This window comes from Microbacterium sp. X-17 (assembly GCF_039615055.1).
Genome location: NZ_JBDHNI010000002.1, coordinates 852296 through 867891, shown reverse-complemented (window position 1 = coordinate 867891; position 15596 = coordinate 852296). Strand labels below are relative to the sequence as shown.

Here is a 15596-nt window from a genome sequence, read left to right as displayed (position 1 = left end):
GCGCGCCGAGGCGACCGGACTTCGAGGACCCATCCGCAGCCGCTCCACATCTCACACCGTTGTAGTTCCCAACAGACGACGGGCGACGCGCTCGTTATCCCCAGTTTCCACAGCGGTTAAGAAGATGACAGAGATCTCCCATTGAGAAAGTGATTCGATCACCTTCCCGGGAGGGAATGGATGCTTCCGGTCGGACACGCGCCGGGGACTAGCATGGGAGAGCCCAGCCCGACGACCAGGGAGAGCCCGTGAAGTTCCACGTCAATCGCGATGTGTTCAGCGAGGCTGTGTCCTTCGTCGTGAAGCTCCTGCCGCAGCGCAACCCTCAGCCGATCCTCGCGGGCGTGCTCATCACGGCGGACGACAACGGACTCTCGCTCGCGGCCTTCGACTACGAGGCATCCGCGCGCACGACGATCGAGGCGACCGTCGACGAGGCCGGCACGATCCTGGTGCATGGTCGTTTGCTGTCCGACATCGCGAGCCGGCTCCCCAACGCGCCGGTTCAGGTCGTCGTCGATGACGACGGCATCGTGCTCAGCTGCGGGTCGGCCCGCTTCACGCTCGCGTCGATGCCGGTGCAGGAATATCCCGCGATCCCCGAGGTCGACGGCGACGCCGGCCTCGTCCCGGCCGAGGACTTCGCGACCGCGATCGCCCAGGTGGCCTTCGCGGCCTCCCGCGACGACGTCACGCCGGTCCTCACCGGTGTCCAGCTCGAGGTGAGCGGCACGCGTCTGAGCCTCGTCGCGACCGACCGCTACCGTGTGGCGCTCCGCGAGATCCCGTGGGACGGCGCGGACGTCGACAGCGCGACCGCACTCGTCCCGGCGCGCACGCTGCAGGAGGTCGGCAAGACCTTCTCGCACGGCGGCAACATCTCGATCGCGTTCACTGGCTCCGGTGACCGCGAGATCATCGCCTTCACCTCGGGCAACAAGACGGTGACCTCGCTCCTCATCAAGGGCAACTTCCCGCCTGTCCGTCGCCTGTTCCCGGAGGAGACGCAACACCACGCCGTCGTCAACACCGCCGAGCTCACCGAGGCGGTGCGTCGTGTCGCCCTCGTGCTCGACCGTTCGGCGCCGCTCCGTTTCACGTTCACGGGCGAGGGTGTGTCGATGGATGCCTCCGGCACGGAGCAGGCGCGGGCGTCCGAATCCGTCGACGCGACGCTCACCGGCGAGGACGTCACGCTCGGGCTCAACCCGCAGTATCTCCTCGAGGCCCTGTCGGCGGTGCGCAGCGAGTTCACGCGCATCACGTTCACCTCGAGCGACAACGCGAACAAGCTCAGCCCGGTTCTGGTGACGCCGCAGACCTCGGTGGACCGCTCCGGCGAGGATTCGTTCCGCTACCTCCTGCAGCCGAACCTGCTCCTGCGCTGACGCCGCCCCGTTGGGGGAGGCCGCGGTTAGGGTGGTCGCGTGATCGTCGAGCAGGTGAGTCTCGCGGACTTCCGCAACTACATGCGTGCCGACGTCTCGTTCGGAGCCGGTCCGACGGTCCTCGTGGGTCGCAACGGACAGGGGAAGACAAATCTCGCCGAGGCGATCGTGTACCTGTCCGCCGTCGGTTCCCACCGCGTCTCGACGGATGCTCCGCTCGTGCGCGAGGGCGCCGATGCCGCGATCGTCCGCGCGCGCCTCGCCCACGGCGATCGCCGTGTGCAGCTCGAGGTGCAGATCAACAAGCAGGGCGCCAACCGCGCCCGGGTGAACGGCGCCGCCATCAAGACCGCGGAACTCGCCCGCTACGCGCAGGTCGTGCTGTTCGCGCCCGAGGATCTGCAGATCGTCCGCGGCGACCCGTCCGCGCGCCGACGCTTCGCGGACACGCTCCTCGTCCAGCGCTCGCCGCGGCTCGCCGGAGTGCTCGCGGACTACGACCGCGTGCTCCGGCAGCGCAACGCGCTCCTGAAGTCGGCGCGCGCGCGCGGTGTCCGCGGTGACGCGCTCGCCACGCTCGACGTCTGGGACGACAAGCTCTGCGCGCTCGGCACCGAAATCCTCGAGGCGCGGATCCGGTTGACGGACGAGCTCTCCCGGCCGCTCGCCCACGCGTACGCTTCGATCGCCGGGGCCGACCACGACCCGCGTCTCGACTGGGCGCTCTCGATCCGCAGCGCCGATCCCGAGGCCGATCCGGCGAGCGCGCCCGAGGGGACCGCAGCTCCCGCGGCGGACCAGTTCCGCGCGGCGCTCGCCGCGGCGCGCACCGCCGAGCTCGAGCGGGGGGTGACGCTCGTCGGTCCCCACCGCGACGATCTCGTCGTGCGCATCAAGGGCCTCCCGGTCCGCGGGTACGCGTCGCATGGGGAGTCGTGGTCGACCGCGCTAGCTCTGCGACTCGCCTCCGCGGAGCTGCTCCGAGCGCAGTCGACCCTCGGAGACCCGGTGCTGGTGCTGGACGACGTGTTCGCCGAACTCGACGCCGATCGCCGCGTGCGCCTCGCGGAAGTGGCGGGCTCGTACGAGCAGACGATCGTCACGGCGGCCGTGGAGGAGGACGTCCCGGTCGCGCTCCGCGCGCGCACGGTGCGGATCGAGGCCGGCACGATCCGGGAGCCGGCGGATGCCTGAGCCGGACGGTCTGCCCGAGACGGTCGCGACTTATCTCCGCTTGCGCGGCCTGCAGCCTTCCGCGGGCGCGCAGCGCCGCCGGCGCCGCCGACCGGTGGACGACGAGGACGCGCCGTTCGCGCCGGGCCGCGATCCGCACGGCGTGGGCGACGTGCTCGCGGCCTTCACCCGGGAGTCGGGGTGGGACGCGCAGCTCGCGCGGGAGGACGTCGTGCTCCGCTGGGCCGAGGTCGCGGGCCCCGACACCGCGCGGAACGCCACCCCGATCGCGTTCACGGACGGCCTGCTGACGGTGCAGTGCACCTCCACGGCGTGGGCGACGCAGCTGCGGAGCCTTCGCGCGCACCTGCTGTCCGAGATCATCCGCCGATACCCGGAAGCGGGCGTTTCCGACATCCGTTTCATTGGACCGGACGTCCCCTCGTGGAAATGGGGTCCCAGGACGGTTCCAGGCCGCGGTCCGCGGGATACCTACGGCTGAGAAAGGTTCCGGAGTCAGCCGACCGATTTCGTGGCGTCAGAGGCGCGCTGAAGCCCGGATGCTCAGGTCGGACGGGTAGAATATCCACGTCCCGTCCCCGACCTGGAGCGCGTACACCTATGACGTCGCCGAACCCCGCCAGCGTTCCCGAAGAGTCCGGATCCCGCGCGCCGGAACGTCACCAGGGAGACTACGGGGCCGACGCGATCCAGGTGCTCGAGGGGCTCGAGGCGGTCCGGAAGCGTCCGGGCATGTACATCGGCTCGACCGGTGAGCGCGGACTCCATCACCTGGTCTACGAGATCGTCGACAACTCCGTGGACGAGGCGCTCGCCGGGTTCTGCGACCTCATCGATGTCACGATCCTGCCCGACGGCGCCATCCGCGTGATCGACAACGGTCGTGGCATCCCGGTGGACATGCACCCGACTGAGGGGAAGTCGACCGTCGAGGTCGTGCTGACGGTCCTCCACGCCGGCGGAAAGTTCGGCGGCGGCGGATACGCGGTCTCCGGCGGTCTCCACGGCGTGGGCTCCTCCGTCGTGAACGCGCTCTCCAGCCGCCTCGAGGTCGAGGTCAAGCGCCAGGGCCATGTCTGGCGTCAGTCGTACCGGGCCGGCGGTGCTCCGGTGGGGCCCCTCGAGCAGGGCGAGGCGAGCGACGAGACCGGCACGACGATCACGTTCTGGCCGGACGAGACGATCTTCGACACCGTCGACTTCGACTACGACACGCTGCGCACGAGGTTCCAGCAGATGGCGTTCCTCAACAAGGGCCTCACGATCGCGCTCCGCGACGAACGGACCGGGTCCGAGTACGTCGAGGACCATGAGGGCGAGGGCGAGATCGTGCACCCGCACGACACCTTCCTCTATGAGCGCGGCCTGGTCGACTACGTCGAGTACCTCAACAAGGTGCGCAAGGCCGAGGTCGTGCACGAGGAGATCATCGACTTCGAGTCCGAAGACACCGACCGCAATATCGCGCTGGAGATGGCGATGCAGTGGACGACGACGTACACGGAGAACGTCTTCACGTTCGCGAACACGATCAACACGCACGAGGGTGGCACGCACGAGGAGGGCTTCCGGGCCGCGCTGACGGCGCTCGTCAACCGGTACGCGCGTGCGCAGGGCCTCCTCAAGGAGAAGGACGAGAACCTCTCCGGCGACGACGTGCGCGAGGGGCTCACCGCCGTGATCTCGGTCAAGCTCGCCGAGCCCCAGTTCGAAGGTCAGACGAAGACCAAGCTCGGCAACACCGAGGCGAAGGCCTTTGTCCAGAAGGTCGTCGGCGACCGGCTCGGCGACTGGTTCGACCGCAACCCGGCGCAGGCCAAGAGCGTCGTCCGCAAGGCGATCGACGCGGCGACCGCTCGGCTCGCGGCGCGCAAGGCGCGCGAGACCGCGCGGCGCAAGAGCGTCTTTGAGTCGGCCTCGATGCCCGACAAGCTGAAGGACTGCACCAGCAAGGACGCGTCGATCAGCGAGATCTTCCTCGTCGAGGGCGACTCGGCCGGCGGCTCCGCGGTGCGCGGCCGCGACCCGGAGACGCAGGCGATCCTCGCGCTGCGCGGCAAGATCCTCAACGTCGAGAAGGCGCGCCTCGACCGCGCGCTCGGCAACAACGAGATCCAGGCGATGATCTCCGCGTTCGGCACGGGCATCGGCGAGGACTTCACGATCGACAAGGCGCGGTATCACAAGATCGTGCTGATGGCGGATGCCGATGTCGATGGGCAGCACATCGCGACCCTCCTGCTGACGCTCCTCTTCCGCTACATGCGCGGGCTCATCGAGGCGGGCTACGTCTACCTCGCGCAGCCGCCGCTGTACCGGCTGAAGTGGTCGAACGCCGACCACGAGTACGTGTTCAGCGACCGCGAGCGCGATGCGCTCCTCGCGGAGGGCGTCGCGTCGGGGAAGCGGATCCCCAAGGAGAACGCGGTCCAGCGCTACAAGGGTCTCGGCGAGATGAACCCCAGCGAGCTGTGGGAGACGACGATGGATCCCGAGACGCGCACGCTCAAGCAGGTGACGATCGACGACGCGGCCGCCGCGGACGAGGTCTTCGCCATCCTCATGGGAGAGGACGTCGAGTCGCGGCGCGGATTCATCCAGCGCAACGCGAAGGACGTCCGCTTCCTCGATATCTGAGCCGAACAAGAAGAGACGCATGAGCGACGAGACGCGCACCGAGCACAACCACGGCAACATCGAGCAGGTCGACCTCCAGGTCGAGATGCAGCGCAGTTACCTCGACTACGCGATGAGCGTCATCGTCGGCCGCGCGCTGCCGGACGTGCGCGACGGGCTGAAGCCCGTGCACCGCCGAGTGATCTACGGCATGTACGACGGCGGATACCGTCCCGACAAGGCGTTCTCGAAGTGCGCCCGCGTCGTCGGCGAGGTCATGGGACAGTTCCACCCACACGGCGACGCCCCGATTTACGACGCGCTCGTGCGTCTCGTGCAGCCGTGGTCGCTGCGCTACCCGCTCGCTCTCGGCCAGGGGAACTTCGGCTCCCCCGGCAACCAGGGCGCGGCCGCCCCGCGATACACCGAGACGAAGATGTCGCCGCTGGCGATGGAGATGGTCCGCGACATCGACGAGGAGACCGTCGACTTCGAGGACAACTACGACGGCCACACGCAGGAGCCCACGGTCCTCCCCAGCCGCTTCCCGAACCTCCTCGTCAACGGCTCGGTCGGCATCGCGGTCGGCATGGCCACCAACATCCCGCCGCACAACCTGCGCGAGGTGGCATCCGGCGTCCTCTGGGCGCTGGAGAATCCCGAGGCCCCGCGCGAGGAGCTCCTCGAAGCGCTCATGGCGCGGATCCCGGGGCCGGACTTTCCGACCGCCGCGCAGATCCTCGGCACCCGCGGCATCCGCGACGCGTACCGGACCGGCCGGGGCTCGATCACGATGCGCGCCGTCGTGAACGTCGAGGAGATCCAGGGGCGCACGTGCCTCGTGGTCACCGAGCTCCCGTACCAGGTGAACCCGGACAACGTCGCGATCAAGATCCGCGATCTCGCGCGGGACGGCAAGATCCAGGGCATCGCCGACATCCGCGACGAGTCGAGCGACCGCACCGGCCAGCGCCTCGTAATCGTGCTGAAGCGCGACGCCGTCGCGAAGGTCGTGCTCAACAACCTGTACAAGCACACGCAGCTGCAGGACAACTTCGGCGCGAACATGCTCGCGATCGTCGACGGTGTGCCGCGCACGCTCGCGATCGACGGCTTCGTCACGTACTGGATCGCGCACCAGATCGAGGTGATCGTCCGCCGAACGCAGTTCCGGCTCCGCAAGGCGGAGGAGCGGATGCACATCCTGCGCGGCTACCTCAAGGCGCTCGACGCGCTCGACGAGGTCATCGCGCTCATCCGCCGCTCCGACACGGTCGAGGTCGCGCGGGAGGGGCTGAAGGACCTCCTCGAGATCGACGACGTGCAGGCGGACGCGATCCTCGCGATGCAGCTGCGCCGCCTCGCGGCGCTCGAGCGGCAGAAGATCATCGACGAGGCGACCGAGCTCCAGACCCAGATCGCCGAGTTCCAGGCGATCCTCGCCGACCCGGCGCGCCAGCGCGGCATTGTGCACGACGAGCTGGGCGAGATCGTCGCGAAGTATGGCGACGACCGCCGCACGGAGATCCTCCACGGCTTCGACGGGGACATGTCCGTCGAGGACCTCATTCCTGAGGAGGAGATGGTCGTCACGGTCACGCGCGACGGCTACATCAAGCGCACGCGCAGCGACAACTACCGCTCGCAGCACCGCGGTGGGAAGGGTGTCAAGGGTGCGCAGCTGCGCGCCGACGACGTCGTCGAGCACTTCTTCGTCACGACGACGCACCACTGGCTCCTCTTCTTCACGAACATGGGTCGCGTCTACCGCGCCAAGACCTACGAGGTTCCCGAGTCCGGACGGGATGCGAAGGGCCAGCACGTCGCGAACCTCCTGGCACTGCAGCCCGACGAGGAGATCGCGCAGATCCTCGACATCCGCGACTACCAGGTGGCGCCATACCTCGTCCTCGCGACCCGCGGCGGTCTCGTGAAGAAGACGCGGCTCGCCGAGTACGACACGAACCGGCAGGGCGGGGTCATCGGCATCCGCCTCCGGGAGGGCGACGAGGTGACGAGCGCACTGCTCGTCAGCGAGGGCGACGACATCCTGCTCATCAGCCGGCACGGAATGTCGCTGCGCTTCACGGCGTCCGACGACACCCTGCGCCCGATGGGCCGCGCGACCGAGGGCGTGAAGGGCATGGCGTTCCGCGAGGGCGACAGCCTCCTGTCCGCCTCCGTCGCGAACGAGGACGGATATGTCTTCGTCGTGACCGAGGGCGGGTACGCGAAGCGCACGTCGAGCTCCCAATACCGGCTCCAGGGACGCGGCGGACTGGGCATCAAGGTTGCCCGTCTGAACGAGGATCGGGGCGATCTGGCGGGCGGTCTGATCGTCGCGGACGACGACGAGGTCCTGGTGGTTCTTGCCAGTGGCAAGGTGGTACGCTCTGCCGTGGCCGAGGTCCCGGCGAAGGGACGCGACACGATGGGCGTGGTATTCGCCCGGCCGGACGAGGGTGACCGGATCATCGCCATCGCGCGCAACTCCGAGCGCGGGCTCGCCGAAGAGGCGGCCCAGGAATCGGACGCGACGCCCGAAGAAAGTACTGACGCATGAGCACGGTAGCCGACAAGCTGGCCAAGAAGTCGAGCAGCAGGACCAGCGCAAAGCAGGTCCGTTTGCGTCTCGTCTACGTCGACTTCTGGTCGGCGGTCAAGCTCTCGTTCCTCGCGGCGGTCGCGCTCGCGGTCGTGACGATCGTCACGTTCTTCCTGGTCTACATGATCGTGCTGACGACGGGTCTGATCGCGAAGGGCAATGAGTTCTTCCAGAGCTTCACGGACGGGGCGACCTCGCTCACCGACTTCGCCGGCCTCCCCCAAGTGATGGCCTTTGCGGCGGTCGTGGCGATCCTGAACCTCGTCGTCGTGACGGTGCTCGGCGCTGTCATCGCGGGCATCTACAACCTCGCGGTCAAGGTGACCGGCGGCCTGCTCGTCGGCTTCACCTCCAACTGAGCCGGCCCGGCCGCCTCAGCCGACCGTCGCGCCCAGCAGGGTGCCGAGGAGCCACGTCGCCAGAAGCGCGAGCGTGCCGCCCAGCACGAGGCGGAGCGCGGAGCGCCGCTTCGACGAACCGCCGAACCGCGCCGAGATCGTGCCCGTCAGCGCGAGGGCGACGATGACGGCGAGGAACGTCACGGGCACTCGCCAGGCCGGCGGCGGGAGCAGGATCGCGAGCAGCGGCAGCAGCGCGCCGATGACGAACGCCACCGCGGACGAGAAGGCCGCGTGCCACGGGTTCACCAGGTCGTCCTGATCGATGTGGAGCTCGACCTCGAGGTGCGCGGCGAGCGCGTCGCGCGCGGTCAGCTCCTCGGCGACCTTCTGCGCGGTCGCCTCGGAAAGGCCGCGTGCGCGGTAGAGCCCCACCAGCTCGTCGAACTCCTGCTCCGGCATCTCCGCGAGCTCCTGGCGCTCCTTGGCGATCAGGGCCCGCTCGCTGTCCCGCTGGCTCGAGACCGACACATACTCGCCGAGGGCCATCGAAACCGCGCCGCCCACGAGGCCGGCCAGGCCTGCGGTCAGCAGCGCGGGGGTATCGGTCGTCGCGCCGGCGACGCCGACGACGAGGGACGCCACGGAGACGATGCCGTCGTTCGCGCCGAGCACGCCGGCGCGCAGCCAGTTCAGGCGATTCCCGACACCGGAGTCGTGCCGTTCTCCGTCGTGGGGAGTGATGTCCGTGCTCACCCCGACAGTCAAGCAGGTTTCCGAGGCCCCCGACGATTGGCCAGGCGCCCGTCGTTCGGGTAAAGTCTTGGAGGTTGACGACGCGATGTCGCGTCTCACGGGGGTATAGCTCAGGCGGTTAGAGCGCTTCACTGATAATGAAGAGGTCCCAGGTTCAAGTCCTGGTACCCCCACGGTTCACCTCCGGTATCACCCTGCTGTTAGCCTGACCGTCATGACGACGCCGCGCAGGGCCCGCCGCCTCCCCGTTCTTCTCGCCGTCGTAGGCGTCGTCGCAGCACTGCTCGCGGCGCCGGCGATCGCCTCCGCCGCGGACACGCCCTCGGCGTGTGCGCCGTTCAAGCAGCCGTATGCGGGCGACCCCGCGTACGCGGTGGGCGACAAGGTCCTCTTCAATGGGACGGCGTACGTCTCGACGTTCGCGCCGAACTGGTGGTCGCCGAGCGCCGCACCGGCGTATTGGTCGGTGACCACGTGCGACAGCCCGAGCCCGACGCCGACCCCCACCGTTACGCCGTCGCCCACCCCCACTCCGACGCCCACGCCGACGGGTGCGGCGTGCGCGCCGTTCCGGCAGCCGTATGCCGGTGACCCCGCGTACGCGGTGGGCGACAAGGTCCTCTTCAATGGGACGGCGTACGTCTCGACGTTCGCGCCGAACTGGTGGTCGCCGAGCACCGCACCGGCGTACTGGTCGGTGACGACGTGCGACGGATCCACTCCGACGCCCACTCCCACTCCGACGCCCACCGTGACGCCGAGTCCGACCCCGACGCCGACCTCCACCACCCCGCCGACCGTGGGCACGGCCAGCGGCCTGGTGTTCAGCCCCTATAAGGACATCGCGCAGGCCATGTTCTGGAGCACGGGCTACACGATGGGCACGACCGCGGTGAACGGGAGCCCGACCCCGCTCGTCGGCACGGGCACGACGCTGCAGTCGACGCTTCCGGCGCTGAACACGATCACGCTCGCGTTCGCCACGGGCGAGTGCGGTTCGGAGAACTGGGCGGGTGTGTCCGGTCCGGCGTTCGCCGCAGCGAACGTCCCGGGTCTGGATGCCGCGAACGAGAACTACATCCTCAGCACCGGCGGCGCGGCGGGCAGCTTCACGTGCTCGTCTGCGGCCGGGATGCGGGCGTTCATCGACCGCTACGCGAGCGACAACCTGATCGGCGTCGACTTCGACATCGAGCGCGGCCAGTCGCCGACCGACATCCAGAACCAGGTGAACGCCGCGGCCGCCGTGCAGGACCTCTACCCGGACCTGCGGTTCTCGTTCACGATCGCGACGCTCGCGGCCTCCGATGGCAGCTACGGCGGCGTGAACTCGACGGGTGACGCTGTCGTGCAGGCGGTGCTCGCCTCGGGGCTGCGCAACTACACGATCAACCTCATGGTCATGGACTACGGCCCGGCGGCGTCGTCCACGTGCGTCCTGTCCGGTTCCGTCTGCGACATGGGCGCGTCGGCGATCCAGGCCGTGGCGAACCTCCGCCACACCTATCCGTCGGTGCCGCTCAGCCACATCGAGCTGACGCCGATGATCGCGCTCAACGACATCCCGGACGAGACGTTCACCTTGCAGGACATCGACGAGATGACCGCGTACGCGGTGGCGAACAACCTCGCCGGCCTGCACTACTGGTCGCTCGACCGCGACGTGCCGTGCGGCTCGACCGCGCTTTCGAACACGTGCAACTCGACGCCGTCGGTGCCCGCGCTCGGCTACACGAAGCGGTTCCTCACCGCCCTCGGACGCCTCTGACCCGCGCGCCCGACCCCCTTCTGCGGGAGGCGGGCCGGAGGTACCGTGAGCTATGTCCGCGGGCCGCGGGATTCGTCGTCTGCCGACTGTGATCGCCGCCCTGAGCGTCACGGCCGCCGTCCTCGTCGCCTGCGCAACGAATGCTCCCGCGGACTCGGCGCGTGTCGCCGTCTCGCCTACCGCGGCGGCACCGTCCCCGGCTCCGACCAGTAGTCCGAAGACCGGGAAGTCGTCGGGGCTGGTGTTCAGTCCGTACAAGGACGTCGAGGTGGGACTGTCCGGGGATGGCGATGCTGTGGCGCAGACGACCGTCCTCGATGGAACACCCCGTCCGCTGGTGGGCCCGGGCCTCACGCTCCAGTCCGCGCTGCCGCAGCTGAAGACGGTGACGCTCTCCTTCGCTACCGGCGAGTGCGGATCGGAGAGCTGGAACGGCATCCCCGGGCAGGTCTTCGCGGATGCCAATGTCCCCGCCCTCGCCGCCGCCGGATATCAGTACATCATCAGCGCGGGGGGCGCGACCGACAGCTTCCTCTGCTCCTCGGCCGCGGGCATGAGCGAGTTCATCGATCGGTACGTGAGCGACGACCTCATCGGTATCGACTTCGACATCGAGCGCGGGGAATCCGAGGAGCAGATCCGGGCGCTGCAGCAGTCGGTCGCCGCGGTGCAGGACCGGTACCCGGACCTGCGGTTCTCCTTCACGGTCGCGTCCCTCGGCGCGACCGACGGCAGCTTCGCCGGCGTGAACCCGACCGGCGATGCCGTCATCCGGAACGTGATCGCCTCGGGCTTGCGTAACTACACGATCAACCTCATGGTCATGAACGTCGGGGGTGCGATGCCGAGTGGCTGCGTCGTGGCCGGCGATTCTTGTGACCTGGGAGCCACCGCCATCCAGGCGGTGGAGAACCTTCGTCACACGTACCCGGTGGTGCCCCTCGATCGCATCGAGCTGACACCGATGATCGGTAAGAACGAGTGGGACAGCCAACTGTTCACGCTGCAGGATGTCGACGAGATGACGGCGTATGCCGTACAGAACGGTCTCGCGGGACTCCATCCCTGGTCGATCGACCGGGACACGCCGTGCGCGGCCGGTGCGATCTCGCGCTCCTGCAGTTCGATGCCGGACGTGCCGGTCCTCGGCTACACGCAGCGTTTCCTGGCCGACCTTGGGCGGCTCTGAGCGAGAGTCGCTGATAAACTGACGCGACCCTTCCGGGGCCTTAGCTCAGTTGGTAGAGCGCCTGCTTTGCAAGCAGGATGTCAGGAGTTCGAATCTCCTAGGCTCCACACCTGCCGCCATTGTCGAGAGCCACCCGTGTACCTATTGTGCCTATAATAGGTACGCACTCGGGGGGTCACGATGAGGACAACGATCACGAGCCGTGAGTTCAACCGCGACGTCTCGGCTGCCAAGAGGGCGGCCGAGCGTGGCCCGGTGACGATCACCGATCACGGGCGCCCCTCGCACGTGCTGTTGACGGCGGAGGAGTTCGATCGCCTCTCCGGCGAGCGTGAGCTCGTGGGCGACCGGCTATGGGCTCGGGGCACGGAGGCCAGCGAGCTCGAGCTTCCGGAGCGTCGTGTCGAGGCGCCCCGCGAGCTCGAACTGTGAGGTACCTGCTCGACACGAACATCATCAGTGATGCCCGGCGGAAGCGGTCGACGGCGCTCATGACCTGGCTCCGGGGCCAAGAGATCGGGGACCTCGCACTCAGCGCCATCACGATGTTGGAGCTCGAGCGGGGAGTCCAAAGAAAAGAACGTGCTGATCCGGGCGGCGCGCTACCGTTGCGCCTTTGGCTCGACGAGGACGTTCGGCCGATGGTCGGCGGCCGTGTGCTTCCCGTCGACGAGCGGACCGCCGTCGCGGCGGCGGCGCTGCATATCCCCGACCCGCTGCCGGAGATGGACGCCCTCATCGCTGCGACCGCGATGGTGCACGATCTCACGCTCGTCACTCGAAACACCGGGGATTTCGTGCGCACCGGCGTGCGGCTGCTCAACCCCTGGGAGCTGTGAGGGGACTTAGGGAGCGGCGGGGTCGAAGTCTGCGATCGCCTTCCGCATGGCCTTCAGGGTGTTCACGCCGGTGGGGACGCCGCAGTAGATCGTGATCTGCTTCAGCACGGCGAGGAGCTCCGGCACAGTGATGCCGTTGCGTAGAGCGCCGCGCGTGTGCGTCTCGACCTCGCCCATGTGCCCGGACGCGGCCGTCATCCCGAGGACGATCAGGCTGCGCTCGCGGCGCGCCAGCGTCTCGTCGGTCCAGATCTCACCCCAGCAGCGCTCGGTCATGAACGGCTGGAAGGCCGAGGTCAGCTCGTCTTCGGGCGCGATCGCGGCATCGACGTACGCGGCACCGAGAACCTCTCGGCGAACGCGCATACCTCGTTCGAGAAGACTCGAGTCCGACGTCGGGTCCTCGGTCATGTCAGGCGTCGGGGGCGCTCAGCGGGTCGTCGGCGACCCACAGCTCGTCGTCGGCCCGCAGCGTCTGCCAGGCGGCGTAGAGGATGCCGACCGCGGCGGCCACACCGAGGATGATGGCGATCACGCCGCCGGCGCCGATCCCCTTCTTCTCGACGGGGACCGGGACGTACTGCGCGAATCGCGACGCTGCCTTCGCGCCATACTTCTCCGCCTTCTTGGCGTACTTCTTCGCGTCGGGGAGCTCGATGCCGCGGCCTGCGGCCAGGCGTGCGCGGGTCTCGCCCGCGGCATCCCATGCCGAGAGGGCCGAGCCCATGAGGACACCGGCGGTCGGGATGACCTTTTCCGTGAGCACCTGCTGCGAGTACCGCACCCCCCGGTCGACGTGCGGGGCGGCGTAACGGTCGTACGCGGCTTGCGCGGCGGGGACGACGTGCTCGCGGTGGTAGTTTCCGAGCTGACGCCCGGCCTCCCGCGCGACCCCCCCGGCCTCGCCCGCGATGACCTGCTGCGCCTCCCAAAGCCTGGCGGCCTGGTTCTGGAGCTGACGGAGTTCCTTCTTGCGCTTCCGGCTGAGGCTCATGCCACGTCCTCCCTCTCGGGGTAGTGAGTGATGTCCCCATCTTGCCAGAGAAGGGCTGCACCGCCGGAAGAGTGGTGGCGAACTCTGAGACAATGGCGTACATGGCACACCCCACGTCGGTCGCGACCCTGCACACCAACTACGGCGACATCGTCGTCAACCTCTTCGGAGACCACGCTCCGCGCACGGTCGGGAACTTCGTCGGCCTCGCCGACGGCTCCACCGAGTGGACCGACCCGAAGACGGGCGCCGCCGGCACCGGCCCGCTCTACACCGATGTGATCTTCCACCGCATCATCCCCGGCTTCATGATCCAGGGCGGCGACCCGCTGGGCACCGGCACGGGCGGCCCGGGCTACACGTTCAACGACGAGATCCACCCGGAGCTCACGTTCGCCGAGCCCTACAAGCTCGCGATGGCTAACGCGGGCCTCCGTCGCAACGCCATCACGGGCGCCGCCGAGGGCACGAACGGCTCGCAGTTCTTCATCACGACCGACCCGACGCCGTGGCTGCAGGGCAAGCACACGATCTTCGGCGAGGTGGCCGACGACGACTCGCGCCGCGTCGTCGACACGATCGCGGGCGTCGCGACCGCGGCGGGCGACCGCCCGGTCGAGCCCGTCGTGATCGCGTCGATCGACATCGTCCACGCGTGATCTGAGCCCGTGACCACGGCCGACTTCGCCCGCAACCGCGACAACTTCTGCTACCGCCACCCCGACCGGGTGAGCTTCGTGCTGTGTCAGCGGTGCCTGCGGACGATCTGCCCCGAGTGCCAGACGCAGGCGGCCGTCGGCGTCATCTGTCCCGAGTGCATGGCAGAGCAGCGCGCCGCGAGCACCCCGGCGCAGCGGACCGCTGAACGGCGTTGGCGGCGTCCGCGCGCCGCCGCGGTCGCGGCGGTGCCGGGCGGCCGGCCGATCGTCACGTACATCACCCTCGCGGTGACGTCGATCGTCTCGCTCCTGCAGCTCCTCCTGCCCGGCAGCGGGATCTCCGCGGCGCTGATGTTCAACAGCCTCTACCTGCTGCCCATCCCGGGGGTGCCGTTCGAGCCGTGGCGCATCCTCACCATGACGCTCGTGCACGCGAGCTTCTGGCACCTCGCGCTCAACATGCTGGCGCTGTGGATGCTGGGGCGGATCCTCGAGCCGCTCGTCGGGCACGCGCGGTTCCTGGTGCTGTACCTGCTCAGCGCGATCGGCGGCTCGGTCGCGATGGCGTTGCTCGCGCCGGGAACGTCCGCGGTCGGGGCGTCGGGGGCGATCTTCGGCCTCTTCGGCGCGCTCATCATCATCGGCCGCCACATCGGCGCGGAGATCACGGGCATCGTGATCATCCTCGGAATCAACCTGGCGATCGGCTTCCTGCCGGGCATGAACGTGGCGTGGCAGGCCCACGTCGGGGGCCTCGTGGCGGGCGCGCTCGCCGCGCTCGTCTACGCGCGCACACGCCAGCGCCGTCAGCGGACGCTGCAGATCGTGCTGCTCGTGATCGAGGCCGTGATCCTGCTCGGGCTGCTGCTGATCCCGGTGTACCTGTACACCTGACCGCAGTTATCCACAGATCCATCCACACGTGGGGATGAATCACAGCTGTGTAATTCCTGGGAGAGGCGCGCGTTACTCGCGCGTCACGTCACCGCCACCGAGTGGTCATCAGGAACCCGACGAACGCGACGCCGAACCCGATCACGAGGTTCCACGCGTCGATGCCGGGGATCGGGTACTGCATCCCGCTGAGGTAGAAGATGAGCACCCAGAGCAGGCCGACGAGCATGAGCCCGATCATCACGGGCTTGAACCAGACCGGGTTGGGCGCGGGTTCTCCGCCCGTGCTGTCGCGCACCTTCTCGTCGTCGTCGGCTCGGGCCATGGAGACATCCTATCCGTCACGGTCAGCGCAT

16 protein-coding genes and 2 tRNA genes are annotated in these 15596 nt (G+C 68.6%); 14 read left to right on the top strand and 4 right to left on the bottom strand.

Annotation, left to right across the window (positions count from 1 at the left end; translation table 11 throughout):
* Nucleotides 1–248 precede the first annotated feature (248 nt).
* The 6 genes from dnaN to ABCS02_RS12605 all read left to right on the top strand — a co-directional run bounded on the left by dnaN (nt 249) and on the right by ABCS02_RS12605 (nt 8162).
* Nucleotides 249–1388 carry a DNA polymerase III subunit beta gene (gene dnaN, locus ABCS02_RS12630; RefSeq protein ID WP_345835990.1) on the top strand — a complete coding sequence of 380 codons (1140 nt, stop codon included), beginning with the start codon at nt 249–251 and terminating at the stop codon, nt 1386–1388.
* Nucleotides 1389–1427: 39 nt separating this feature from the next.
* Nucleotides 1428–2582 (top strand): DNA replication/repair protein RecF, encoded by a 1155-nt coding sequence (recF, locus tag ABCS02_RS12625; protein WP_345835989.1) that lies wholly within the window; start codon nt 1428–1430, stop codon nt 2580–2582.
* Nucleotides 2575–3063, top strand: a complete 489-nt coding sequence (locus ABCS02_RS12620; RefSeq protein ID WP_345835988.1) for a DciA family protein — start codon at nt 2575–2577, stop codon at nt 3061–3063. The genes recF and ABCS02_RS12620 overlap by 8 nt, the downstream gene beginning before the upstream one ends.
* A gap of 119 nt (nt 3064–3182) precedes the next feature.
* Entirely contained in the window at nt 3183–5219 is a 2037-nt protein-coding gene (gene gyrB, locus ABCS02_RS12615) for a DNA topoisomerase (ATP-hydrolyzing) subunit B (protein ID WP_345835987.1), read from the top strand.
* A gap of 19 nt (nt 5220–5238) precedes the next feature.
* A complete protein-coding gene (gyrA, locus tag ABCS02_RS12610; protein WP_345835986.1) occupies nt 5239–7761 on the top strand; it encodes a DNA gyrase subunit A in 2523 nt (840 codons plus the stop codon).
* A complete protein-coding gene (locus tag ABCS02_RS12605) occupies nt 7758–8162 on the top strand; it encodes a DUF3566 domain-containing protein (protein WP_345835985.1) in 405 nt (134 codons plus the stop codon). The genes gyrA and ABCS02_RS12605 overlap by 4 nt, the downstream gene beginning before the upstream one ends.
* Nucleotides 8163–8177: 15 nt before the next feature.
* Here the strand turns inward: ABCS02_RS12605 and ABCS02_RS12600 are convergent, their stop codons facing one another.
* Entirely contained in the window at nt 8178–8897 is a 720-nt protein-coding gene (locus ABCS02_RS12600; protein WP_345835984.1) for a VIT family protein, read from the bottom strand.
* A 99-nt stretch (nt 8898–8996) separates the two neighbouring features.
* Between ABCS02_RS12600 and ABCS02_RS12595 the strand changes: the two genes are divergently transcribed.
* From ABCS02_RS12595 to ABCS02_RS12570, 6 genes are all read left to right on the top strand, one after another.
* Nucleotides 8997–9070 (top strand) — tRNA-Ile (locus ABCS02_RS12595).
* Nucleotides 9071–9111: 41 nt separating this feature from the next.
* Nucleotides 9112–10665 carry a hypothetical protein gene (locus tag ABCS02_RS12590; RefSeq protein WP_345835983.1) on the top strand — a complete coding sequence of 518 codons (1554 nt, stop codon included), beginning with the start codon at nt 9112–9114 and terminating at the stop codon, nt 10663–10665.
* An 88-nt stretch (nt 10666–10753) separates the two neighbouring features.
* Complete coding sequence (locus ABCS02_RS12585) at nt 10754–11854, top strand: hypothetical protein (protein WP_345835982.1); 1101 nt, start codon at nt 10754–10756, stop codon at nt 11852–11854.
* A gap of 34 nt (nt 11855–11888) precedes the next feature.
* Nucleotides 11889–11961 (top strand) — tRNA-Ala (locus ABCS02_RS12580).
* Between the two features lie 73 nt (nt 11962–12034).
* A complete protein-coding gene (locus ABCS02_RS12575) occupies nt 12035–12286 on the top strand; it encodes a type II toxin-antitoxin system prevent-host-death family antitoxin (protein WP_345835981.1) in 252 nt (83 codons plus the stop codon).
* Nucleotides 12283–12693 (top strand): type II toxin-antitoxin system VapC family toxin, encoded by a 411-nt coding sequence (locus ABCS02_RS12570; protein WP_345835980.1) that lies wholly within the window; start codon nt 12283–12285, stop codon nt 12691–12693. Before ABCS02_RS12575 ends, ABCS02_RS12570 begins: the two co-directional genes overlap by 4 nt.
* A gap of 6 nt (nt 12694–12699) precedes the next feature.
* On the opposite strand, the gene ABCS02_RS12565 is transcribed toward ABCS02_RS12570, so the two are convergent.
* Both ABCS02_RS12565 and ABCS02_RS12560 read right to left on the bottom strand, forming a co-directional pair.
* Nucleotides 12700–13059, bottom strand: a complete 360-nt coding sequence (locus tag ABCS02_RS12565; protein ID WP_345835979.1) for a carboxymuconolactone decarboxylase family protein — start codon at nt 13057–13059, stop codon at nt 12700–12702.
* A 46-nt stretch (nt 13060–13105) separates the two neighbouring features.
* Nucleotides 13106–13687, bottom strand: a complete 582-nt coding sequence (locus ABCS02_RS12560; protein ID WP_345835978.1) for a DNA helicase — start codon at nt 13685–13687, stop codon at nt 13106–13108.
* A 101-nt stretch (nt 13688–13788) separates the two neighbouring features.
* Between ABCS02_RS12560 and ABCS02_RS12555 the strand changes: the two genes are divergently transcribed.
* Both ABCS02_RS12555 and ABCS02_RS12550 read left to right on the top strand, forming a co-directional pair.
* Nucleotides 13789–14346, top strand: a complete 558-nt coding sequence (locus ABCS02_RS12555) for a peptidylprolyl isomerase (RefSeq protein ID WP_345835977.1) — start codon at nt 13789–13791, stop codon at nt 14344–14346.
* 9 nt (nt 14347–14355) lie between these two features.
* Nucleotides 14356–15240 (top strand): rhomboid family intramembrane serine protease, encoded by an 885-nt coding sequence (locus ABCS02_RS12550; protein ID WP_345835976.1) that lies wholly within the window; start codon nt 14356–14358, stop codon nt 15238–15240.
* Nucleotides 15241–15328: 88 nt separating this feature from the next.
* Here ABCS02_RS12550 and ABCS02_RS12545 read toward each other — a convergent pair whose 3' ends face one another.
* Entirely contained in the window at nt 15329–15565 is a 237-nt protein-coding gene (locus ABCS02_RS12545; protein ID WP_345835975.1) for a cell division protein CrgA, read from the bottom strand.
* Between the last annotated feature and the right edge of the window lie 31 nt (nt 15566–15596).

Coding starts and splice junctions, on each gene's coding strand:
- ABCS02_RS12620 (WP_345835988.1), top strand. CDS start 2,575: ATGCCTGAGCCGGACGGTCTGCCCGAGACGGTCGCGACTTATCTCCGC.
- gyrB (WP_345835987.1), top strand. CDS start 3,183: ATGACGTCGCCGAACCCCGCCAGCGTTCCCGAAGAGTCCGGATCCCGC.
- gyrA (WP_345835986.1), top strand. CDS start 5,239: ATGAGCGACGAGACGCGCACCGAGCACAACCACGGCAACATCGAGCAG.
- ABCS02_RS12605 (WP_345835985.1), top strand. CDS start 7,758: ATGAGCACGGTAGCCGACAAGCTGGCCAAGAAGTCGAGCAGCAGGACC.
- ABCS02_RS12590 (WP_345835983.1), top strand. CDS start 9,112: ATGACGACGCCGCGCAGGGCCCGCCGCCTCCCCGTTCTTCTCGCCGTC.
- ABCS02_RS12575 (WP_345835981.1), top strand. CDS start 12,035: ATGAGGACAACGATCACGAGCCGTGAGTTCAACCGCGACGTCTCGGCT.
- ABCS02_RS12565 (WP_345835979.1), bottom strand. CDS start 13,059: ATGCGCGTTCGCCGAGAGGTTCTCGGTGCCGCGTACGTCGATGCCGCG.
- ABCS02_RS12560 (WP_345835978.1), bottom strand. CDS start 13,687: ATGAGCCTCAGCCGGAAGCGCAAGAAGGAACTCCGTCAGCTCCAGAAC.
- ABCS02_RS12555 (WP_345835977.1), top strand. CDS start 13,789: ATGGCACACCCCACGTCGGTCGCGACCCTGCACACCAACTACGGCGAC.
- ABCS02_RS12545 (WP_345835975.1), bottom strand. CDS start 15,565: ATGGCCCGAGCCGACGACGACGAGAAGGTGCGCGACAGCACGGGCGGA.